At 64.5% G+C, this 21,540-nt stretch carries 17 protein-coding genes; 8 read left to right on the plus strand and 9 right to left on the minus strand.

The genetic code is table 11. From position 1 onward, the window contains the following. Positions 1 to 60 precede the first annotated feature (60 nt). Complete coding sequence (locus ETQ85_RS22755) at positions 61 to 732, minus strand: GntR family transcriptional regulator (RefSeq protein ID WP_148581342.1); 672 nt, start codon at positions 730 to 732, stop codon at positions 61 to 63. A gap of 283 nt (positions 733 to 1,015) precedes the next feature. Between ETQ85_RS22755 and scpA the strand changes: the two genes are divergently transcribed. The 4 genes from scpA (at position 1,016) to accC (ending at position 7,828) form a co-directional block, all read left to right on the plus strand. Next, positions 1,016 to 3,178, plus strand: a complete 2,163-nt coding sequence (gene scpA / locus ETQ85_RS22760; protein ID WP_148581343.1) for a methylmalonyl-CoA mutase — start codon at positions 1,016 to 1,018, stop codon at positions 3,176 to 3,178. Positions 3,179 to 3,239: 61 nt separating this feature from the next. Beyond that, positions 3,240 to 4,238: a methylmalonyl Co-A mutase-associated GTPase MeaB gene (gene meaB, locus ETQ85_RS22765; protein ID WP_246128874.1), complete on the plus strand. Its 999-nt coding sequence runs from the start codon at positions 3,240 to 3,242 to the stop codon at positions 4,236 to 4,238. 33 nt (positions 4,239 to 4,271) lie between these two features. After that, a complete protein-coding gene (locus ETQ85_RS22770) occupies positions 4,272 to 5,807 on the plus strand; it encodes an acyl-CoA carboxylase subunit beta (protein ID WP_148581345.1) in 1,536 nt (511 codons plus the stop codon). Positions 5,808 to 5,827: 20 nt separating this feature from the next. After that, positions 5,828 to 7,828 (plus strand): acetyl-CoA carboxylase biotin carboxylase subunit, encoded by a 2,001-nt coding sequence (accC, locus tag ETQ85_RS22775; protein WP_148581346.1) that lies wholly within the window; start codon positions 5,828 to 5,830, stop codon positions 7,826 to 7,828. Positions 7,829 to 7,974: 146 nt separating this feature from the next. Here the strand turns inward: accC and ETQ85_RS22780 are convergent, their stop codons facing one another. The 7 genes from ETQ85_RS22780 to ETQ85_RS22810 all read right to left on the minus strand — a co-directional run bounded on the left by ETQ85_RS22780 (position 7,975) and on the right by ETQ85_RS22810 (position 15,749). Next, positions 7,975 to 9,237, minus strand: a complete 1,263-nt coding sequence (locus ETQ85_RS22780; protein WP_148581347.1) for an Hsp70 family protein — start codon at positions 9,235 to 9,237, stop codon at positions 7,975 to 7,977. 181 nt (positions 9,238 to 9,418) lie between these two features. Beyond that, complete coding sequence (locus ETQ85_RS22785; protein WP_148581348.1) at positions 9,419 to 10,000, minus strand: FlgO family outer membrane protein; 582 nt, start codon at positions 9,998 to 10,000, stop codon at positions 9,419 to 9,421. Beyond that, positions 9,988 to 10,746, minus strand: coding sequence for a hypothetical protein (locus tag ETQ85_RS22790; protein WP_148581349.1), 759 nt, complete (start codon positions 10,744 to 10,746; stop codon positions 9,988 to 9,990). The genes ETQ85_RS22785 and ETQ85_RS22790 overlap by 13 nt, the downstream gene beginning before the upstream one ends. Positions 10,747 to 10,966: 220 nt before the next feature. Then, on the minus strand, positions 10,967 to 11,317 hold the full coding sequence (locus ETQ85_RS22795; RefSeq protein ID WP_148581350.1) for a YajD family HNH nuclease: 351 nt from the start codon (positions 11,315 to 11,317) through the stop codon (positions 10,967 to 10,969). Beyond that, positions 11,314 to 13,443 (minus strand): ornithine--oxo-acid transaminase, encoded by a 2,130-nt coding sequence (gene rocD, locus ETQ85_RS27325; RefSeq protein ID WP_148581351.1) that lies wholly within the window; start codon positions 13,441 to 13,443, stop codon positions 11,314 to 11,316. The genes ETQ85_RS22795 and rocD overlap by 4 nt, the downstream gene beginning before the upstream one ends. Positions 13,444 to 13,521: 78 nt before the next feature. Beyond that, on the minus strand, positions 13,522 to 15,057 hold the full coding sequence (gene ubiB, locus ETQ85_RS22805) for a ubiquinone biosynthesis regulatory protein kinase UbiB (RefSeq protein WP_148581352.1): 1,536 nt from the start codon (positions 15,055 to 15,057) through the stop codon (positions 13,522 to 13,524). A gap of 71 nt (positions 15,058 to 15,128) precedes the next feature. Then, positions 15,129 to 15,749, minus strand: coding sequence for a hypothetical protein (locus tag ETQ85_RS22810; protein ID WP_148581353.1), 621 nt, complete (start codon positions 15,747 to 15,749; stop codon positions 15,129 to 15,131). A gap of 178 nt (positions 15,750 to 15,927) precedes the next feature. Here ETQ85_RS22810 and argS point away from each other — a divergent pair, with 178 nt between their 5' ends. The 4 genes from argS to ETQ85_RS22830 all read left to right on the plus strand — a co-directional run bounded on the left by argS (position 15,928) and on the right by ETQ85_RS22830 (position 19,944). Beyond that, positions 15,928 to 17,661 carry an arginine--tRNA ligase gene (gene argS / locus ETQ85_RS22815; protein ID WP_148581354.1) on the plus strand — a complete coding sequence of 578 codons (1,734 nt, stop codon included), beginning with the start codon at positions 15,928 to 15,930 and terminating at the stop codon, positions 17,659 to 17,661. 18 nt (positions 17,662 to 17,679) lie between these two features. Next, complete coding sequence (locus ETQ85_RS22820) at positions 17,680 to 18,432, plus strand: SPOR domain-containing protein (protein ID WP_148581355.1); 753 nt, start codon at positions 17,680 to 17,682, stop codon at positions 18,430 to 18,432. Positions 18,433 to 18,461: 29 nt separating this feature from the next. After that, on the plus strand, positions 18,462 to 19,100 hold the full coding sequence (locus ETQ85_RS22825; protein WP_148581356.1) for a thiol:disulfide interchange protein DsbA/DsbL: 639 nt from the start codon (positions 18,462 to 18,464) through the stop codon (positions 19,098 to 19,100). A 76-nt stretch (positions 19,101 to 19,176) separates the two neighbouring features. After that, positions 19,177 to 19,944, plus strand: a complete 768-nt coding sequence (locus tag ETQ85_RS22830; protein ID WP_222862270.1) for an SDR family oxidoreductase — start codon at positions 19,177 to 19,179, stop codon at positions 19,942 to 19,944. A gap of 18 nt (positions 19,945 to 19,962) precedes the next feature. On the opposite strand, the gene ETQ85_RS22835 is transcribed toward ETQ85_RS22830, so the two are convergent. Next, on the minus strand, positions 19,963 to 21,516 hold the full coding sequence (locus ETQ85_RS22835; protein ID WP_148581357.1) for a DHA2 family efflux MFS transporter permease subunit: 1,554 nt from the start codon (positions 21,514 to 21,516) through the stop codon (positions 19,963 to 19,965). Between the last annotated feature and the right edge of the window lie 24 nt (positions 21,517 to 21,540).

Here is a 21,540-nt window from a genome sequence, read left to right on the forward strand (position 1 = left end):
TTTGTTTTTGTGGGTCGGACTTCAGTCCGACAGCCCCGTGGGGGCGATGGCGAAAAATGCTCAGGCGGCGGATTCGCGCCGGGCAGCGATCTTGGCCAGGGCTCGACGTCCGCTGGAGATGTGTTCGCGCATGGCCTGTTCGGTGGCGGCCACGTCGCGGCGGCCGAGGGCTTCGAGAAGTATCCGGTGCTCGGCCAGCGACTGCTCGATGCGCCCGTCGATGAACAGGGAGTGATGGCGCGACAACTTGATGACCTTGCGCAGGTCGGTGATGGCCTGGGTCAGCCAGCGGTTGTCGGCAATCAGTTGTACTTCCTGGTGGAAGGCCTGGTTGGCCTCGAAGAAGCCGTCGATGTCGTTTTTGGCGGCGGCCTGTTCGAGGTCCTGGTGCAGGGCCTGCAGACGGGCGAGATCGGCTTCGGTGGCCTTGCGGGCGGTATCGGCGGCGCACTGTCCTTCGAGCAGGGCCATCACCGTGAAAATCTCGTCCAGGTCACGCTCGGATATTTCGGTGACATAACAGCCGCGGCGGGGCTTGAGGGTCACCAGGCCTTCGGAGGCAAGGACCTTCAGGGCCTCGCGCAGTGGCGTGCGGGAGATGCCGTACTGGCCAGCCAGGGCCTGTTCGTCTACCCAGGTGCCGGGGGGCAGTTCATGGGCAAAAATGCGCTGGCGCAGGCGTTCCGCGACTTCCTGGTAGAGGGCGAGAGGGGCGATCCGGCCTGCATTCATGAGTTTTGGGGACAAGGTTTCAAAAGTGAGGGATTCTGCTGTTGCATCCATAATTATGGATAAAGTATTATCTGGAGGATAGCAAGTCAAGTTCCTGCGCAGGATGTCACCCTTGTGTCGGTCAGGCGGCAACATAGTCGTCAGACCACAAAAAAATAGAGGGAGGGAGAAAACTGCCCTGCGCGGGGCACGACAGCCGGCCGTGACCAGAGGTCACGGCCGGTACTGGCGTCACATATTACTAAAGGCCGCCCAGCGGCCCAGCTACGAGGGTAGAAAAGCCATGGCGAACAATTCCGAACCGACCTTCCCCCAACCCGAACTTGGTGCCTGGAACAAGGCAGCCGCCAAGTCGGCTCCCGAAGGCGACATCGCCAAGCTGAACTGGGTGACGCCGGAGGGCATCACGGTCAAGCCGCTGTACACCGCCGCTGACCTGGACGGTCTCAAGTACACCAATACGCTGCCGGGCTTCGAGCCCTTCCTGCGCGGCCCCCAGGCCACCATGTACGCCGCGCGTCCGTGGACCATCCGCCAGTACGCCGGTTTCTCGACCGCCGAAGCATCCAACGCTTTCTACCGCAAGGCGCTGGCCGCCGGCGGTCAGGGCGTCTCGGTGGCCTTCGATCTGGCCACCCACCGGGGCTACGACTCCGACAATCCCCGCGTGGTCGGTGACGTCGGCAAGGCCGGCGTGGCCATCGACTCCGTCGAGGACATGAAGATCCTCTTCAACGAGATTCCCCTCGACAAGGTGTCGGTGTCCATGACCATGAACGGCGCCGTGCTGCCGATCCTGGCCGGCTACATCGTGGCTGCCGAAGAGCAGGGCGTTTCGCAGGACAAGCTGTCCGGGACCATCCAGAACGACATCCTCAAGGAGTTCATGGTCCGCAACACCTACATCTACCCGCCGACGCCGTCGATGAAGATCATCGCCGACATCTTCAATTACACGTCGTCGCACATGCCGAAGTTCAACTCGATCTCGATCTCGGGTTACCACATCCAGGAAGCCGGCGCCAACCAGGCCATCGAGCTGGCCTTCACGCTGGCCGACGGTGTGGAATACGTGCGCACCGGCATCAAGTCGGGTATGGACGTCGACACCTTCGCCGGCCGCCTGTCCTTCTTCTGGGCGGTGGGCATGAACTTCTACCTCGAGATCGCCAAGATGCGTGCCGCGCGCATGCTGTGGTGGCGCCTCATGAAGCAGTTCGAGCCGAAGAGCCAGAAGTCGATGATGCTGCGCACCCATAGCCAGACTTCCGGCTGGTCGCTGACCGAGCAGGACCCGTACAACAACGTCGTGCGCACCACCATTGAAGCGATGGCGGCCGTGTTTGGCGGCACCCAGTCCCTGCACACCAACGCGCTCGACGAAGCCATCGCGCTGCCCACCGAGTTCTCGGCGCGTATCGCCCGCAACACCCAGATCATCATCCAGGAAGAAACCCACATCACCAACGTGGTGGACCCGTGGGCCGGTTCCTACATGATGGAAAAGCTGACCCAGGACATGGCCGACACGGCCTGGGCCCTGATCGAAGAGATCGAGGCCATGGGTGGCATGACCAAGGCGGTTGAATCCGGCTGGGCCAAGATGAAGGTCGAGGAGTGCGCCGCCGACAAGCAGGCCCGCATCGACTCCGGCAAGGACGTGATCGTCGGCGTCAACAAGTACAAGCTCGACAAGCAGGACCCGATCGACATCCTCGACATCGACAACCACGCCGTGCGTGAAGGTCAGGTCGAGCGTCTGGCCCGCATCCGTGCGCTGCGCGACCAGGCCGCCGTCGATGCCGCCCTGGCGGCTCTCACCGAATGTGCCAAGACCGGCGACGGCAACCTGCTCGACCTGGCCGTCAAGGCCGTCCGTCTGCGTGCCACCGTGGGTGAAATTTCCGACGCACTGGAAGTGGTCTTCGGCCGTTACCGCGCCAACCCGCAGGCCGTTACCGGCATCTACGGTGCCGTGGTAGAGGGCAACGAAGACTGGCAGGCGCTGAAGGCCGACATCGAGGCTTTCGTGGCCGAAGAAGGTCGCCGTCCGCGCATCATGATCGCCAAGCTGGGTCAGGACGGCCACGACCGTGGCTCCAAGGTGGTGGCTTCGGCCTTCGCCGACCTGGGCTTCGACATCGACATCGGCCCGCTCTTCCAGACCCCCGAAGAAGCCGCCCGTCACGCCGTCGAAAACGACGTGCATGCCGTGGGTTGCTCGAGCCTGGCCGCCGGCCACAAGACCCTCGTGCCGGCCATCATCAATGCGCTGAAGGACCAGGGCGCCGACGACATCATCACCTTCGTTGGTGGCGTGATTCCGGCCCAGGACTACGACGCGCTCTACGCTGCCGGCGCCAAGGGCATCTTCGGGCCCGGTACGCCGATCCAGACCTCGGCCCGTGAAGTGCTGAAGCAGATCCGCGCAGCCCGCAAGGCCTGAGCGGACACGTCGAGGACCCGCGCGCCGGCTCCGGTCGGCGCGCACGCCATTCATGAGCCCCATGAACATGCCTGCTGAATTTCCGCAACGGGACGCTGCCGACCAGGCCCTGGTCGATGGCGTGCTCAAGCATCAGCTGCGCCCGCTCGCCAAGACGATCACGCTGATCGAATCCCAGCGGCCGGACCACAAGCAGCGCGCCCGCAGCGTGCTCGAAGGCCTCCTGCCGCACACCGGCCACTCCATGCGGGTCGGCATTTCCGGCGTGCCGGGCGTCGGCAAATCCACCTTCATCGAAGCCCTCGGGCTGCACCTCATCGGCCTTGGCCACAAGGTGGCGGTGCTGGCGGTGGATCCGTCGTCGAGCGTCACCGGTGGTTCCATCCTCGGCGACAAGACGCGCATGGAGCTGTTGTCCCAGCGCACCGAGGCCTATATCCGCCCGAGTCCGTCGGCGGGCAGCCTGGGTGGCGTGGCCGAGAAGACCCGTGAAGCGATGCTGGTCTGCGAGGCCGCCGGCTTCGACGTGATCATCATCGAGACGGTGGGCGTGGGCCAGTCGGAAATCGCCGTCGCCGGCATGACCGACATTTTCTGTCTGCTTCAGCTCCCCAATGCCGGTGACGATCTGCAGGCGATCAAGAAGGGGATCATGGAGATCGCCGACCTGATCGTCATCAACAAGGCCGACATCAATCCGCAGGCAGCCAACGTTGCCCGCTCGCAGATCAAGAGTGCGCTGGGCATGCTGCGCCATGCCTCGCCCAACTGGACACCGCCGGTGCTCATGCTTTCTGCCTTGCAGAAGCAGGGGATTGCCGAGTTCTGGAATACCATTACCGATTACCGCTCCATCATGCAGGGGAGCGGTGAGTTCGACGCCCGCCGTCGCCATCAGGCGCAGGCGTGGATGTGGGAATTGATCGACCAGGGCCTGCGGGCCCGGTTCGCAAGTCATGCCCGGGTAAAGCAGGATCTGCCCGGTTTGCAAGCGGCCGTAGAGGCCGGCCAGACGACGCCTTCGGCAGCCGCAGCGCGGCTGCTCGGCCATCTGGGCTAAAACACAATTCGTATCATTGACTGGAGGCTGTACATGCACGACATCATCCACCAGCTGGAAGAAAAGCGCGAAGCGGCCCGCCTCGGTGGCGGCCAGAAGCGTATCGACAGCCAGCACAAGAAGGGCAAGCTGACGGCCCGTGAACGTATCGAGCTGCTGCTCGACCCGGATTCTTTTGAAGAATGGGACATGTTCAAGGAACACCGTTGCGTCGATTTCGGCATGAACGAAGCCGAAAAGACCCCGGGTGACGGTGTTGTCGTCGGTTACGGCACGATCAATGGCCGTCTGGTGTTCGTGTTCAGCCAGGATTTCACCGTGTTCGGTGGTTCCCTGTCCGAAACCCACGCCGAGAAGATCTGCAAGGTCATGGATCAGGCGATGAAGGTTGGCGCGCCGGTGATCGGCCTCAACGACTCGGGTGGCGCGCGTATCCAGGAAGGCGTCGCTTCCCTCGGCGGCTATGCCGACGTGTTCCAGCGCAACGTGATGGCCTCCGGCGTCGTGCCGCAGATCTCCATGATCATGGGCCCCTGTGCCGGTGGCGCGGTGTATTCGCCGTCGATGACCGACTTCATCTTCATGGTGAAGGACTCGTCCTACATGTTCGTGACTGGTCCGGAAGTCGTCAAGACCGTGACCCACGAAGACGTGACGGCCGAAGAACTGGGCGGTGCGGTTACCCACACCACCAAGTCCGGTGTGGCCGACCTGGCCTTCGAGAACGATGTCGAAGCGCTGTCGATGCTGCGCCGCTTCATGAACTTCCTGCCGGCCAACAACCGGGAGCAGCCGCCGGTTACGCCGACCAACGACCCGGTCGACCGCTTCGACTACTCGCTCGACACGCTGGTGCCGGACAACACCAACAAGCCGTACGACATGAAGGAATTGATCGTCAAGGTTGTCGACGACAATGACTTCTTCGAGCTGCAGGCTGATTACGCCAAGAACATCATCATCGGTTTCGGCCGTGTCGATGGCAACCCGGTGGGCATCGTTGCCAACCAGCCGCTGGTGCTGGCCGGTTGTCTCGACATCAAGTCGGCCATCAAGGCTGCGCGCTTCGTGCGCTTCTGCGATGCCTTCAACATTCCGGTGGTGACCTTCGTGGACGTGCCCGGCTTCATGCCCGGTACCGCCCAGGAATACGGCGGCATCATCAAGCACGGCGCCAAGCTGCTCTACGCCTACGCCGAATGCACCGTGCCGAAGGTTACCGTGATCACCCGCAAGGCCTATGGCGGCGCGTATGACGTGATGAGCTCCAAGCACCTGCGCGGCGACGTGAACCTCGCCTGGCCGTCGGCCGAAATTGCGGTGATGGGCCCGAAGGGCGCTGTGGAAATCATCTTCCGCGAAGAAAAGAACGACCCGGCCAAGCTCGCCGAGCGCGAAGCCGAATACAAGCAAAAGTTCGCCAACCCCTTCGTGGCGGGCGCCCGCGGCTTTATCGACGACGTCATCATGCCGCACGCCACCCGCAAGCGCATCGCCCGCTCGCTGGCCATGCTGAAGGACAAGCAGCTCGAAAACCCGTGGCGCAAGCACGGCAACATTCCGCTGTGATTCGCTGAGGACGCCAAGACATGTTTACCAAGATCCTGATTGCAAACCGCGGCGAAATCGCCTGCCGCGTCATCAAGACCGCCCGCAAGATGGGCATCAAGACCGTCGCCGTCTATTCCGAGGCCGACAAGGACGCCCTGCACGTGGACCTCGCCGACGAGGCCGTGTGCATCGGACCGGCAGCCTCGAAAGAGTCCTACCTGGTCATGGACAAGATCATCGCCGCCTGCAAGCAGACCGGCGCCCAGGCGGTCCATCCGGGCTACGGCTTCCTGTCGGAGAACGCCGAGTTCTCCCGCCGCCTCGAAGAGGAAGGCATCAAGTTCATCGGGCCGAAGCATTACTCGGTCGGCAAGATGGGCGACAAGATCGAGTCCAAGAAGCTGGCGCTCGAAGCCAAGGTCAACACCATCCCCGGTTTCAACGAAGCGATTGCCGGCCCGGAACAGGCCGTTGAAATCGCCAAGGGTATCGGCTACCCGGTGATGATCAAGGCGTCGGCTGGCGGTGGCGGCAAGGGCCTGCGCGTGGCCTTCAACGACCAGGAAGCCTTCGAAGGCTTCACCTCCTGCGTCAATGAAGCCAAGAACGCCTTCAACGACGACCGCGTCTTCATCGAGAAGTACGTGCTGGAACCGCGCCACATCGAGATCCAGGTGCTCGGCGACTCCTTCGGCAACTACGTCTACCTGAACGAGCGTGATTGCTCCATCCAGCGCCGTCACCAGAAGGTCATCGAAGAGGCGCCGTCGCCCTTCGTCGATCCGGCGATGCGCAAGGCGATGGGCGAGCAGGCTGTGGCCCTGGCCCGTGCCGTGCAGTACGAATCGGCCGGTACGGTCGAGTTCGTCGTCGGTGCCGACAAGAGCTTCTACTTCCTGGAAATGAACACCCGCCTCCAGGTGGAACACCCGGTCACCGAACTGATCACCGGCGTCGACCTGGTCGAGCTGATGATCCGCGTCGCTGCCGGCGAAAAGCTGCCGCTGACCCAGGACGAAGTGCAGCTCAACGGCTGGTCCATGGAGTGCCGGATCAACGCCGAAGACCCGTTCCGCGGCTTCCTGCCTTCCACTGGTCGCTTGGTCAAGTTCCAGCCGCCGAAGGAAATCGACGGCCAGGTGCGCGTCGATACCGGCGTCTACGACGGCGGCGAGATCTCGATGTTCTACGACTCGATGATCGCCAAGCTGATCGTGCACGGTGCCACCCGCGAGCAGGCCATCTCGCGCATGCGTGATGCGCTGAACGGCTTCGTGATTCGCGGCATCTCGTCGAACATTCCGTTCCAGGCCGCGCTGATGCAGCACCCGCGCTTCCAGTCCGGCAACTTCAACACCGGCTTCATCGCCGAGGAATACCCGAAGGGCTTCGACGCCTCGATGGTGCCCCACGATGATCCGGCGCTGCTGGTTTCGGTGGCGGCCTACGTCTACCGTGCCTTCACCGACCGTTCTGCCTCGATCTCGGGCCAGCTGCAGGGCCATGAGCGCCTCGTCAGCGACAGCTGGATGGTTGTCCGCCTGAAGAAGGAAGGCAACGAGCATCACCCGGTGATCGCCAAGCCCATTCCCGGCGGTTATCACGTCGAGTACAAGGGCGAGACCTACGAGCTCAAGTCCGACTGGAAGCTCGGCGAGTCGCTGTTCAACGGCACCTGCAACGGTGAGCCTTTCACGCTCCAGGTGGAGCGCCACAAGACCAAGTACAGCCTGTTCCACTGGGGCACCCGCGCCGACTTCATGGTGATGAGTGCGCGTGCCGCCGAACTGCTGGCGCTGATGCCCGAAAAGCTGCCGCCCGACCTCTCCAAGTTCCTGCTGTCCCCGATGCCGGGTCTGCTGCGCGAAGTGGCCGTGACGGTGGGTCAGGACGTGAAGGCCGGCGAGAAGCTGGCGGTCATCGAAGCGATGAAGATGGAAAACATCCTCAAGGCCGAGCAGGACTGCAAGGTCAAGAAGATCCTGGCCTCTGCCGGTGGCAGCCTGGCGGTGGACGAGGTCATCATCGAGTTCGAATAAGCAATGCAAAGCGGTTGCACCGCGTCTCCCGGGCGGTGCAGCTGACAGATTTCATTCGATGGGGAGGGAGACTCGTCCTTGTGGCGGGTTCCTGTCGAGGGAGTGGGGCCGTCTTTGGACGGCCCCTTTTTTTACTCCTGCGGTGCTCAGCCGTAGCGCCGGGCAGCCTCTACCGCGAGACCGGCGCCGATGCTGCCAAACAGGTCACCTTCGACGCTGCGTGCGTTCGGCAGTTCGGCGGAGATCCGTTCGCGCAACTGCGGCACGCCGCTGGCGCCACCGGTGAAGTACAGGGTGTCCACCTGGTCGCGGGCAATGCCGGCCTGGTCGAGGAGGTTGCTGACTGTTGCCGCGACCCGTTCCACCAGGCTGCGGGTGGCAAGCGTGAAGTCTTCGCGGGTGATGTCGTGGTGAAGCCCGGGTTCCAGGCGGTCGAGGTGCAGGCGCGTGCTGGCGTCGGTGGACAGGTCGATCTTGGCCTGTTCGACTTGCAGCGCCAGCCAGTGGCCTTCCCGCTGGCCGATGAGGCGGGCCAGACGGTCGAGCTCGCGGCGTGCGGCGGCGTCGCGGTAGATGCTCTGGAAGTCGGCGAAGGCCTGACGGGTGTAGGCGAAGTTGATGGTGTGCCAGGTGGCCAGATGGAAGAACAGGCCCGACGGCACTTCGGCGCCGCTCTTCATCAGGCCCTTGTAGCCGAGCAGCGGCATCACGCATTCCAGGCTCAGGGCCCGGTCGAAATCGGTGCCACCCACGTGCAGGCCGGCGTTGCCAAGCAGGTCGTCGCGCCGGTCCAGGTGTTTGGCGCGCTCCGGCGACAGGCGCACGAGGGAGAAGTCAGCCGTGCCGCCGCCGATGTCGGCAATCAGCACCAGCTCTTCCCGGTCGAGGGAGGCTTCGTAGTGCAGCGCTGCGCCGATCGGTTCGAATTGGAAGCTCACGTCCTTGAAGCCGACCTGGCGGGCGATGGCTTCGAGGGTGTCCTGGGCGCGGCGGTCGGCGGCTTCGTTGTCATCCACGAAATGCACCGGGCGGCCGAACACGGCCTGCTCGAAGCTGCGCCCGGCCTGGGCTTCGGCGCGGCTCTTCAGCTCGCCGATGAAGCTTGCCAGCAGGTCGCGGAAGGGCAGCGCGCGGCCGCCGACCTCGGTGCTGCCGTCCATCAGGCTGCTGCCGAGCAGGCTCTTCAGGGCACGCATCAGGCGGCCTTCGTAGCCTTCGAGGTATTCCAGCAGCGCGTCGCGGCCGAAGTGGGTGCTTTCCTCGTCGGCGTTGAAGAAAATCGCCGAGGGCAGGGTTGGCTTGCCATCTTCCAGGGCTAGCAGGGTGGATTCGCCGGGGCGCAGCCAGCCGACGGTGGAATTGGACGTGCCGAAGTCGATGCCGCAGGCGCGGGCGGGGGTAAGGCTCATGGGTGTTGCAGGGGATTGATTGGGGGGCGAATGCTACGCCGGATAGAGGCGTTTGCGGGCAAGTCTGTGGCGAGATTTGGACAAGGTTTTTTACCGGCCGGGCTACTGCGGCGGTGGAGCCAATGAACAGGGGGAACATCGCAGGATGTTCCCCCTGTTTGTGGCCCCGCAGAGGCCGCTCTTAACGTTTGCGGATCAGGCTGGCGATCTGCTTGTCCAGCGGCAGTGCGTAGTCGTAGGCTGCCAGGATGACGCTGGTGGCCGGGTTCACGATCTTCAGGTTCACATGCACGAGGGTGGCACTCTCGGCGTAGGTTCCGACGACCACCGCCTGCGCGTTGTGGGTGGATGCGACTTCCTTGATCTCGCGGGTGAGCAGGAACTCGCCCTCGTTGCGCTTCATGTAGACGCCGTTGCGGATCTTGAGCTCAAGGACGCTGTAGCCCATTTGCGTCATGCGCGATGCGACTTGCTCGGAAATCAGGCGGCCGAGCGTCGAGGATTGCTCCAGTTGGTCGATATTGACCAGCGTGGCGACGACAAAAGGTGCGTTGTTGGCACTGGTGTTGGTTGCCGACGCGCTGCTGGAGGCTGGGTAGCGTTTGATCAATTCGGCAACGGCGTTGTAGTTGGCCGTATTGAATGAATTGTTCAGTGCCTGCTCGTAGGTTGGCTCCGAGGCCAGCGGTGCCCTGGGTGCCGTTTCGCAAGCAGCCAGCAGCAGACTCGACGCAGCAAGCGCGGAATAGATCAGCGGGCGCATGTTTGAGTCCTTTCCCCGCAATCGCCCACCACCGAAATGTTGTGGGAGCGACTGGTTTGATTCCAGTACAGCTCGCGATCCTCGTCCACGGTGTAGTAGATGTTGGTGCGGCGGCTGACGAAGCGGGTGCCATCGGCAACCGCCGCGGTCAGCAGGATTTCAGAGCGGGGAACCGGTCCGGAGGCGTATTGGCCGCGGCCCAGGGCTTCCTGCGATAGCCAGCCGAAGCCTTCGAGCCCGGCTGCTGTCGCCAGCAGCTTGGCACCGGCCGAGATGCTGGCGGAAGACGAAATTTCTGCGGCGGCGACGGCACTGACGGCCCACAGGCCGGTGGCCACTGCGGTTACGTCGCCATAGTAATAGGTGCTTTGTGCCCGGTTGGGCTGGAAGCGATAGATGGCGTAGCGGACGTCGACGACCAGTGAGTTTCTGGCTTCGGTGCTGACGGGCAGACCCTGCGCCATCAGGGAGGTGATCAGCAGCTCGCGGAAGCCCTGGACGAAGGGTTGCTCGCCATCGGGGGTCGGCACGTAGACGGCCCGACCGTTCAGTTTGCCGTTCAGATCGCTGGCGAGCTGGCTGGCAAAGTGCTCGGCGATGTTTCGCCAGTGCTCGGCAGCCTGCAGCTTTTGCTGTTTGGTATTTTCAAAACGGGTCGGAGCTGGCACGTCCGCATAGCGCGGGGCGCAACCGACCACCATGCTGGCCAAAGCCAGCGCAAGCCCTGAAGTTGCAAGTTTATTCACGACAACCCTCTCAAAACGCTCGCCCTGAAAGGGCGTTTTGCACGGCAATCCTGCCGGTTGATTGATTACTGCGGCTTCGCCTGCGGGTGTTTTTATTCTGGCAGGGGAGCCAAAGCCTTTGATCGTGCGCGCGTCAAAACGCACTTGAGCTTAACATCGGACGGACCCCGTATGTTATGCGAGTGCCGCTATTTGCGGGTTTTCCGACGGGTTTTTCGGTTCAGCTTTTCTTGAGCAGGGTGCCAAGCGCCGCGAACGGCGAATGGGTGGCGGCGCTGGCCGGGCTCTTGGCCGAGACGTTGCCCTGAGTGGCTTCAAGCTGGCGCTGGTGCTCGTTGTCGTGGCAGTACAGGCACAACAACTCCCAGTTGCTGCCGTCGGCCGGGTTGTTGTCGTGGTTGTGGTCGCGGTGGTGGACGGTGAGCTCACGCAGGTTGGCCGGGGTGAACTCGCGGGCGCAGCGGCCGCAGATCCACGGATAGATTTTGAGTGCCCTTTCGCGGTAGCCCTGGCCACGGGTTTCAGCGGCACGGCGGGCGTCGGCAACGAGGCGGTCGAGCTTCTCGGTCATGGTTTGGCTCCGGAAAAACGGCTGGCAAGGTCGGTCAGCGCATCTTCGATGGTTTCGACAGCCCAGTCCAGTTCTGCCTTGGTGATGACCAGCGGTGGGGCGAAGCGCAGTACGCTTTCGTGGGTGTCCTTGGTCATCAGGCCGCGGGCGAGGAGGGCTTCGGCGGCGACGCGGGCGCCAACCCGTTGGGTGTCGAGTTCCATGCCGATCAGCAGGCCACGACCGCGCACCTCACGAATCAACGGGTTGTCGATGGCCTGCAGGCGGGCCAGAAAGTAGGTCCCCAGGGTTGCCGAGCGTTCGGCGAGCTTGTCGTCGGCGAGGACGCTCAGGGCTTCGGCGGCGACGGCGCTCGCCAGCGGGTTGCCGCCGAAGGTGGAGCCGTGGTCGCCCGGATGGAAAACCTGCATCACCGCTTCGTCGGCCAGGAAGGCCGATACGGGCAAAAGTCCGCCGCCGAGGGCCTTGCCGAGGATTACCCCATCGGGGCGCACGCCGTCGTGGTTGCAGGCCAGGATGTGGCCGGTGCGGCCGAGGCCGGTCTGCACTTCGTCGGCGATCAGCAGCACGTTATGGGCGCGGCAGATCTCGGCGCAGCGGGCCAGCCAGCCGGCCGGCGGAATGTTGATGCCGCCTTCGCCCTGGATCGGTTCGAACAGGAAGGCTGCGGTGTTGGGCGTGATGGCGGCTTCCAGCGCGTCGGCGTCGCCGAAGGGAATGCTGCGGAAACCCGGCGGGAAGGGGCCGAAGCCGTCCCGGTACTGGGCTTCCGACGAGAAGCCGACGATGGTCGTCGAGCGGCCGTGGAAGTTGTTGTTGCAGACGATGATTTCGGCCTGTCCGTCGGTTACGCCCTTGATCTTGTAGGCCCACTTGCGGGCTGCCTTGATGGCTGTTTCGACGGCTTCCAGGCCGGTATTGACCGGCAGCGCCTGGTCGTAGCCGAGAAGGGCCGACAGGCGCTCGAGCATCAGCGGGAGGCGGTCGTTGGAGTACGCGCGGGAGGTCAGCGCAAGGCTGCCGGCTTGTTCCGTCAGGGCTTTCACGAGGCGCGGGTGGCTGTGGCCGAAGCTCACCGCCGAGTAGGCGCTCATCATGTCGAGGTAGCGCCGGCCCTCCACGTCCCACAGCCACACGCCTTCACCGCGGGTGAACACCACAGGCAGCGGCGCATAGTTGTGGGCGCCGTAGGCCTGTTCGCGGTCGCGCAACTGGGCCGTGGTGGGGCCGAGGGCGGCGGCGGCGAAGTCGGCCACCCAGCGGGCGCCGCTGCCGTCCTTGTCGCGCTCGGGCACGTATTCGACGACTTCGAAGCCGGCCAGGTCGGCGCAATTGCGCAGGCTGTGGAGGGCATCGGTGAGTTCCTGCGGGTCGAGGCCGTCGGGCACCAGGCAGGTGGTGCCGGGCAGCTTGGCGCAGTCGATGGCGTCCAGGTCGACCGATACGCCGAAGCCGGCGGTGCCGGTGCGGGCGATGCGCAGGGCATCGGCCAGCACGGCGGGCAGGCCGCGGGTTTTCACTTCGGGCATGAAGAAGATCTTCACGCCGAGCTTGTTGAGCAGCGTCAGCTCTTCGGGTTCCCACGAGCGGGCGCCGACGATGACTACATGGGCCGGGTCGAGGTGCGGGCCGGGCAGGCCGGTGAGGGTTTCGTCGCCGACCCCCAGCAGCGCGGCCATCGGCATGCCGTGGATGTTGCCGCTGTGGGTGGTGAGGGAGGTGTGGGCGTCGAGGTGGGCGTCGATCCAGATCAGGCCGAGCTTGCCCCGGGGCGCGAGGGCGCGGGCCACGCCGCGCCAGGTGCCGGCGCCGATGGCGTGGTCGCCGCCGAGGACGAGGGGAATGGCGCCTTCTTCGCAGACGCCGGCGACGGTATTGGCCAGGTCATGGAGCAGGGCGCTGACGGTGCCGAGCCGCTCGTTGAGAGGCGAATGGGGCGGCTTGGGGGCGGAAGGTTCGAGCAGGGCCTGCCAGTGGGCGGGGATGCCGAGCCGGCGCAGATGGGCTTCGAGGCCGAGGTTCTTGAGTGCGCGGGGGCCGCTGGCGGGTCCGAAGATGGGTGCGCCGAGGCAGGAGCCGACTCCGACGATATGGATCGGGCGGGATGGCGCGAACGGGGCAGGCATGATCTTCCTTCGGATGCAGGTTGCAGGCGCCAGAGTGGCGCTGCTACGCCTGTTGGAGCGGCCGCAGCCGCTCTTCGTTCAGTGCAGCCAGCGCCAGGCTTCGAGGGCGACGAGCGCGGCGAGGAGGGCGCCACCGGCTGCCAGCCAGCGCCCCTGGCGCTGGTTTTCGGCAGACAGGCGGAGGATGTCGGCGCGGGCCGTGTCGTCCCGCGGGTCGGACAGGGCCTGATGCACCAGGCGTGGCAACTGGGGCAGGGTGGCGGCCCAGGAGGGGGCTTCGTCCTTCATGTGACGCAGCAGCGCTCGCCAGCCCATCTGGTCGTTCATCCAGCGTTCGAGGAAGGGCTTGGCGGTTTTCCACAGGTCGAGGTCCGGGTCGAGCTGGCGCCCGAGGCCTTCGATGTTAAGCAGGGTTTTTTGCAGCAATACGAGTTGCGGCTGCACTTCCATCTCGAAGCGGCGGGCGGTCTGGAACAGGCGCAGCAGCGTCTTGCCGAAGGAGATGTCTTTCAGCGGGCGGTCGAAGATCGGCTCGCAGACGGCGCGGATGGCGCCTTCGAACTCGTCCACGCGGGTGTGGGCAGGCACCCAGCCGGCCTCGATGTGGGCCAGGGCGACGCGCCGGTAGTCGCGCTGGAAGAAGGCCAGGAAGTTGGTGGCCAGGTATTTTTTATCGGAATCGTTGAGGGTGCCGATGATGCCGAAGTCGAGAGCGATGTAGCGCCCGCGGGCGGGGCCGTCGGTGGCCACGAAGATGTTGCCCGGGTGCATGTCGGCGTGGAAGAAGCCGTCGCGGAAGACCTGCGTGAAGAAGATCTCGACGCCGGCCCGGGACAGGGCCTTGAGGTCGATGCCGTTGCTTTTGAGGGCATCCAGTTGTGAGATCGGGATGCCCTTCATGCGCTCCATCACCATCACGCCGGTGGTGCAGTAATCCCAGTGCACCTCGGGGACGACGAGCAGCTCGGAATCCTTGAAGTTGCGCCGCAGCTGCGAGCAGTTGGCGGCTTCGCGCATCAGGTCGAGTTCGTCGCGCAGATATTTGGAAAACTCGGCGACGACTTCCCGCGGCTTGAGGCGGCGGCCTTCCGGCCACAGCTTTTCGAGCAGGATGGCGGCGGCGTCGAGGAGGGCCAGGTCATGGGCGATGACCGGTGCAATGCCGGGGCGCAGGATTTTGACTGCCACTTCGGTGCCGTCCGGCAGCTCGGCGAAGTGCACCTGGGCGATGGAGGCGGAGGCGATCGGCTCGCGCTCGAAGCGGACGAAGACTTCGTCCACCGGCTTGCCGTAGGAGGCCTGCAACTGGGCGAGGGCTTCGGCGCTGGAGAAAGGCGGGACACGGTCCTGCAGCCGGGCCAGCTCTTCGGCGATGGCCGGCGGCAGCAGGTCGCGGCGGGTGGACAGCATCTGGCCGAACTTGACGAAGATCGGCCCGAGGGATTCGAGCGCCTGGCGCAGGCGGGCGCCGCTGGACTCGGTGTAGGTGCGGCGGAAGCGGGTGAGCCTGGCCAGCCAGGCCAGCCGACCGGACGGCTCGTTGGAGAGAATCATCTGGTCGAGGCCGTATTCCAGGCTGACGGAGATGATCTTGACGAGTCGGAAGAGGCGCACGGCGGCAGGTGTGAAGGAAAACGCGGATTGTGCCCGTAAAGCCGGGGCGCGGAAAGCTCGGGGCTGGGCGCTCAGGGCTTGCGGCGGGACGGTGGCGCCGGCTCGGGTTGCGTCGGCTGGCCGGGTTGCACCCGTTCGATCAGCCAGCGCACCGCAAAGTGGATTTCCTTCTTGATGGCAGCATCTTCCGCCGGGTTGCCGAAGTTCAGATTGACCAGACCCGTTTCATCGATGGCGAAGGGGGGCAGGCGCCATTCCCGTTCGACCACGAACAGGTGATTGCCATCGCGAATCGCCTTGTGGGCAATGATGTAGCCGTAGGGGCGATCGTCGAAGCGTCCGCAGTAGGCGGTCAGTGTGGCACCGGGCAGGCCGTCGCGTCCGGACGGCACCAGTCCGCTGGTGGTGAAGGCTGTGCAGTGAGCGCGCAGGCCGTCGGATACGTGGGCGAGATAGGTTTCCGGGTTGAGTTCCTGAGCCTGGAGGCGCTGCACCAGAATGCGGTCCCGGTAGTCTTCCGTGCCCTGTCCGCGGGGGATGTAATCCTCATGGCGGATGCCGTTGCCTTCGCGCAGATCGACAATCCGCCAGGAATGACCGGCAGGCAGTGGCACGGACCAGTGCAGGGTCGGTGGTTCGGCAACTGCCGAAGCCGCCGTCAGCAGGCCGGCAAGAAGGAGGGCAAGGCGCATGGTGCGGAGCTCACGGTTTGGGGCGGTGGACTGCAGGGTGCGGCACAAGTATGAAAGATATGCCAACAGGCCTGTTTTTGCCATGTCCGGCGTACTTTGTTACGTGCAAGCTGCCCGCCCGCCCGCAGTTTTGCCCCCGCTTCGATATAATCCTGTGCTTTTAGTCGCAGTATTTCCCATGAGCGCCGATCAGAAAACCCAGCTTGCCGACCTCCTCCGTGCCGCCCTTCTCAGCGTGGCCCCTGAGCAGGCCGAAACCCCCATCAACCTGGAACGCCCGAAGCAGGCCGGTCACGGGGATTTTGCGAGCAACCTGGCGTTGCAGCTGGCCAAGCCCTTGAAGCGCAATCCGCGCGAGCTGGCTGCACTGCTGCTGGCCGAACTGCCGCCGTCCAGGCTGGTGGTCAAGGCCGAGGTGGCCGGTGCCGGCTTCATCAACTTCACGCTGGCCTCCGACGCCAAGACAGGCGTTGTGCTTGATGTGCTCGGCAAGGGCGAGGCCTTTGGCCGCGGCGACAAGAGTGGCGTCAAGGTACAGGTCGAATACGTCTCGGCCAACCCCACCGGCCCGCTCCACGTGGGTCACGGCCGTGGTGCGGCTTACGGCGCTTCGCTGGCCGATGTGCTCGAGTACGCCGGCTTCGAAGTGACCCGCGAGTACTACATCAACGATGCGGGCCGGCAGATGGACATCCTGGCGCTGTCCACCTGGCTGCGCTACCTGTCCGAATTCGGTATCGAGGTTCCCTTCCCGCCCAACGCCTATCAGGGCGACTACGTGAAGGACATGGGCCGGCAGATCAAGGAAGCCCACGGCGACCGCTTCGCCAGGGTGACGGCCGCCAACGTGCTGCTGGATGCACCGGAGGGTGAAGAAGAGAAGGAAGCCCGCCTGGACGTGCTGATCGCCAATGCCAAGCGCCTGCTCGCCAGCGATTACGCCTGGGTGCACGGCTTTGCGCTGACCGAACAGTTGGGTGATGGCCGCGAAGACCTCGAAGAGTTCGGCGTGACCTTCGACAAGTGGTTCTCCGAGCGCTCCCTGTTCGACTGCGGTCTGGTCGAAAAGGCCGTTGCCGAACTCGAAGCCCGTGGTCACATCTATGTGCAGAACGGCGCCAAGTGGTTCCGCTCCACCACCTTCGGCGACGAAAAGGACCGTGTCGTGCAGCGCGACAACGGCCTGTACACCTACTTCGCCTCCGACATCGCCTACCACGCCAACAAGTACGAACGTGGCTTCGACCGCATCGTCGACATCTGGGGTGCCGACCACCACGGCTACATCGCCCGTGTGAAGGGGGCTCTCGAAGCCCTCGGCCTGCCGCCCGAAAAGCTCGATGTGGCGCTGGTGCAGTTTGCGGTGCTGTACCGCAACGGCCAGAAGGCGGCCATGTCCACCCGTTCCGGCGAGTTCGTCACCCTGCGCGAATTGCGCAAGGAAGTGGGCAAGGACGCCTGCCGTTTCTTCTACGTGCTGCGCAAGGCCGACCAGCACCTGGACTTCGACCTCGACCTCGCCAAGAGCCAGAGCAACGAGAACCCGGTGTATTACATCCAGTACGCCCACGCGCGCCTGTGCTCGGTGCTGGGCCAGTGGAACGGGGTCCTGTCCGATCTTGCCGATGCCGATCTCGGTCGCCTCGACAACGAGCGTGAGCTGGCCCTGTGCGCCCGCCTGACCGCCTTCCCGGAAGTTGTCCGGAGTGCTGCTGCCGAATACGCGCCGCACCAGATCGCGTTCTACCTGAAAGATCTGGCCGGTGAGTTCCACAGCTACTACAACGCCGAACGCATGCTGGTGGAAGACGAAAGTCTCAAGCTCGCCCGTCTGGCGCTGGCGGCCGCTGTGCGCCAGGTGATCCGCAACGGCCTCCGGCTGCTCGGTGTTTCCGCTCCTGATTCGATGTAATTCCGGACCCCGCCGTTCATGAGCCGCGATCAAAAGCCACGCCTGCAGACCAAGACGCCCAAATCGGGTAGCCGGGGCAGTACCCTGGTCGGCATCTTTGTCGGCCTGATTCTCGGTGCCCTGGTGGCGGCGGGCATTGCCCTGTACTTCACCGCGTCGTCTCCGTTCCAGAAGCCGAAGCAGGAAGACCGGCCGCTGGCGCCGCCGCCCCGTCCACAGCCCAGCGAGCCCATCGCCCTGCCCGGCAAGGCCGGCGACAAGCCGCTCGAAAAGCCGCGCTTCGATTTCTATAACGTGTTGCCCAAGGGGACCGATGCGCTGCCCGCACCGAAGCCCGAGGAAAGCACCGAGATCGTCAAGCCGCCCAAGCCCGAGAAGGCCGACAAGCCGGAAAAGACGGAGAAATCCGACAAGCCCGAGGATGCAGCAAAGGCTGACAAGGCCAGGGCCGAGGCCGAGCGCGCCAAGGCGGAAGCCGCTCTGTCGGGCAAGCCGCTGCCACCGGAAAAGTATTACCTCCAGGCTGGTGCTTTCGAGGATCCGTCCGAGGCTGACAACCTGAAGGCGCGTCTTGCGTTGATGGGAGTGGAGGCCAGCGTGCAGAAGGTGGAGTTGCCCGAGAAGGGGACGGTTCACCGGGTGCGTGTCGGCCCCTATCTGGGTCAGGACGAGATGAACAAGGCGCGTCAGCAATTGTCGTCAAGCGGCATCAATGCGGCTATCGTCAAGATCAAGCCCAAGGAACCAAAACCGGCTTCTGCCGCTCAATGAGTGCTTTGCCGATTCAAGGAGAAACCGTAATGCAGCGTCGCGATGTCCTCAAACAGCTTTCCGCCCTGGCCGCTCTTGGTGTAGTGGGCACGCCCGTGTGGGCTCAGGGGGGAGGCTTCGAGCTCGTTTCTCCGCCTCAGCCGACGGACGTCAAGGGCAAGGTCGAAGTTCTGGAGTTCTTCCATTACGGCTGCCCGCACTGCAAGGCGTTCGATCCCCTGCTTGAACTGTGGGTCAAGAAGCTCCCCGCGGATGTGGTCTTTCGCCGGGTTCCGGCGACCTGGGGCAACCCCCAGCTGATTGGCCTGGCCAAGCTGCATCTGGTGCTGGATGCCATTGGCGAGCTGCCCCGTCTGCATGCTCAGGTCTTCGATGCCGTGCAGAACGACAAGCTGCCTCTTCAAGGCGAAGCGGCCGCTCTGGAGTGGGCCGTCAAGAAGGGTGTAGATGCCAAAAAGTTCACCGATGCCTATCGCTCCTTCAATGTGAGCGTGCAGTTGAAGCGTATCGAGGAAGTGGGGCGCAGCTACAAGATCCAGGGCGTCCCGACGCTGGCCGTGGATGGCAAGTACTTCACTTCGGGGACCATCGCCGGCACCCATGAGGCGGCCCTCAAGGCTGCCGACCAGCTGATCGTCAGGGCCCGCGGCGAGCAGGGTCGCAAGTAACAAGTCTGCCGGTTGCGCTGCCCGTTCGGGTGGCGCAGCGTTCCTGTATTACCTCTTCGTTTTTCATCGTCTTCCCGTGACTCTCCGCGTCTTCATCACTGGTGCATCAAGCGGCATCGGTGCAGCCCTTGCACGCCACTATGCTGCTCGGGGGGTCACCCTCGGCCTGCTGGGCCGACGCGAATCTGCCCTGCTCGAACTGGCCCGCAGCCTGCCCGGCGAGCACGTCATTTACTGCGTCGACGTGGCCGAGCCGGCCGCGCTGACTGAAGCCGCAGCCGACTTCATCGCCCGTTTTGGTGTGCCGGATGTTGTTATCGCGAATGCCGGGGTGTCGGCCGGCACGCTTACCGAGGAGGCCGACGATCTGGCCGCCTTCGACCGGGTGATGCGTACCAATGTGCTCGGTATGGTCGCCACCTTCCAGCCCTTCGTGGCGCCCATGCGCGCCCGTGGCAGTGGCCGGCTGGTGGGCATTGCGTCAGTGGCGGGCATCCGCGGCCTGCCCGGCGCCGGTGCTTACAGTGCCTCCAAGGCGGCGGTGATCGCCTATCTTGAAAGCCTGCGGGTCGAACTGCACGGCAGCGGCGTGAGGGTGGTCACCATCGCCCCCGGCTACATCGCCACGCCGATGACTGCGGTGAATACCTATCCGATGCCCTTCATGCTGCCGGTCGACGAAGCGGCCCGACGTTTCGTGAAGGCCATTGACGCAGGCATCGGCTACACGGTGATTCCCTGGCAGATGGGTGTAGTGGCCAAGCTACTGCGTCTATTGCCGAACTTCCTTTTCGACCCGATCTTTGCGCGGGCCGGGCGCAAGCCGCGGGGCCTGCCGCTGTAGGGCCGGCCCCGCATTCGCCTAGTGTGCCGCGTCGCCGCTGGCCGCTGCCGGCCGGCCGTGGGTCGGGCGGGTCATCCAGATGGTCGCCAGCAGCGCCAGAAACAGGCAACCCGACAGCCAGAACACATCATTCGCGGCCAGCGAGAAGGCCTGCACGGTAACCTGCCGTTCGAGTACGCCGAGGCTGCGGGCGAGATCGAAGCCCTGGCTTTGCAGCCCGTTGAGGGCATCACCGGCAATCGGGTTGTAGACACTCACCTGGGCCGCCAGGTGTTCGTGGTGCAGGGCCGCCCGGCGCTCCCACAGGGTTGTCATCAGCGAAGCCCCGAAGGCGCCGAAGGTGATCCGCACGAAATTCGACACCCCCGAGGCTGACGGGATGCGCTCCATCGGCAGGCCCGACAGGGTGATCGACACCAGCGGAATGAAGAAGCAGGCCATGGCGATGCCCTGGATGATCTGCGGAATGATGATGTTGGCCGGTGTGATGTCGGTGGAGTAGCCGGCACGCATGAAGGACACCAGCGCGAAGACCATGAAGGCCACCGTGGCGATGCGTCGCGGGTCGGTGCGCGGCAGGATCTTGCCGATCACCGGCGACAGCAGCAGGGCCAGGAAGCCGATCGGCGCGGTGACCAGCCCCGCCCAGGTGGCCGTGTAGCCCATGTACTGCTGCAGCCACAGGGGCATCACCACCACGTTGCCGAAGAACACGCCGTAGCCGGCGGCCAGCGCGATGACCCCGAACAGGAAGTTGGGACGCGCGAAAAGCGTCAGATCCACCACCGGATGAGCGTCGGTCAGCTCCCACACGACGAACAAGGCAAAGCCGACAAAGGCCACCACGGCCAGCGCGATGATCTCGCCGGACTGGAACCAGTCCAGCTCCTTGCCCTTGTCGAGCATGATCTGCAGCGCCCCGACCCACACCACCAGCAGGAGCAGCCCGATCTTGTCGATGGGTAGTTTGCGGGTGGCCGACTCGCGTTCCTTCAGCAGTTGCCAGCTCATCCATGCCGCACCGAGGCCGACCGGGATGTTGATGTAGAAGATCCACGGCCACGACAGGTTGTCCGACAGCCAGCCGCCGAGGATCGGCCCCATCACCGGCGCCACCAGCGTCGTCATCGACCACATGGCCAGCGCCATGCCGGCCTTTTCCCGCGGGTAGGCCTGCAGCAGCAGGGATTGCGACAGGGGAATCATCGGTCCGGCCACCAGGCCCTGGAGCACCCGCGCGGCAATAAGCATTTCAAGGCTGCTGGCCAGGCCGCACAGCAGCGAGGCGATGACGAACAGCACCACCGAGGTGACGAACAGGCGCACCTGCCCGAAGCGCTGGCTGAGCCAGCCGGTCAGCGGCACGGCAATGGCGTTGGCGACGCCGAAGGAGGTGATCACCCAGGTGCCCTGGCCGGGGCTGACGCCCAGGTCGCCGGCGATGTTGGGGATGGACACGTTGGCGATGGTGGTGTCCAGCACGTTCATGAAAGTCGCCAGGGACAGGGCGACGGTGGCCAGCCGCCGCGCCCCCGGTTCGAGGGGCGGCAGGGGTGCGGGTGCGGCGCTCATGGCTCAGGCCCGGGTGCGGCGCGG

It is taken from the genome of Zoogloea oleivorans (assembly GCF_008107625.1).
Lineage (GTDB): Bacteria > Pseudomonadota > Gammaproteobacteria > Burkholderiales > Rhodocyclaceae > Zoogloea > Zoogloea oleivorans.

What these genes read in the sequence shown, in the direction of transcription:
- ETQ85_RS22810 (WP_148581353.1), bottom strand. Translation starts at nt 15,749, where the DNA reads ATGCGCCTTGCCCTCCTTCTTGCCGGCCTGCTGACGGCGGCTTCGGCA.
- ETQ85_RS22770 (WP_148581345.1), top strand. Translation starts at nt 4,272, where the DNA reads ATGCACGACATCATCCACCAGCTGGAAGAAAAGCGCGAAGCGGCCCGC.
- ETQ85_RS22785 (WP_148581348.1), bottom strand. Translation starts at nt 10,000, where the DNA reads ATGCGCCCGCTGATCTATTCCGCGCTTGCTGCGTCGAGTCTGCTGCTG.
- meaB (WP_246128874.1), top strand. Translation starts at nt 3,240, where the DNA reads ATGAACATGCCTGCTGAATTTCCGCAACGGGACGCTGCCGACCAGGCC.
- ETQ85_RS22755 (WP_148581342.1), bottom strand. Translation starts at nt 732, where the DNA reads ATGAATGCAGGCCGGATCGCCCCTCTCGCCCTCTACCAGGAAGTCGCG.
- ETQ85_RS22820 (WP_148581355.1), top strand. Translation starts at nt 17,680, where the DNA reads ATGAGCCGCGATCAAAAGCCACGCCTGCAGACCAAGACGCCCAAATCG.
- accC (WP_148581346.1), top strand. Translation starts at nt 5,828, where the DNA reads ATGTTTACCAAGATCCTGATTGCAAACCGCGGCGAAATCGCCTGCCGC.
- scpA (WP_148581343.1), top strand. Translation starts at nt 1,016, where the DNA reads ATGGCGAACAATTCCGAACCGACCTTCCCCCAACCCGAACTTGGTGCC.
- ETQ85_RS22835 (WP_148581357.1), bottom strand. Translation starts at nt 21,516, where the DNA reads ATGAGCGCCGCACCCGCACCCCTGCCGCCCCTCGAACCGGGGGCGCGG.
- ETQ85_RS22795 (WP_148581350.1), bottom strand. Translation starts at nt 11,317, where the DNA reads ATGACCGAGAAGCTCGACCGCCTCGTTGCCGACGCCCGCCGTGCCGCT.
- ETQ85_RS22825 (WP_148581356.1), top strand. Translation starts at nt 18,462, where the DNA reads ATGCAGCGTCGCGATGTCCTCAAACAGCTTTCCGCCCTGGCCGCTCTT.
- argS (WP_148581354.1), top strand. Translation starts at nt 15,928, where the DNA reads ATGAGCGCCGATCAGAAAACCCAGCTTGCCGACCTCCTCCGTGCCGCC.
- rocD (WP_148581351.1), bottom strand. Translation starts at nt 13,443, where the DNA reads ATGCCTGCCCCGTTCGCGCCATCCCGCCCGATCCATATCGTCGGAGTC.
- ETQ85_RS22780 (WP_148581347.1), bottom strand. Translation starts at nt 9,237, where the DNA reads ATGAGCCTTACCCCCGCCCGCGCCTGCGGCATCGACTTCGGCACGTCC.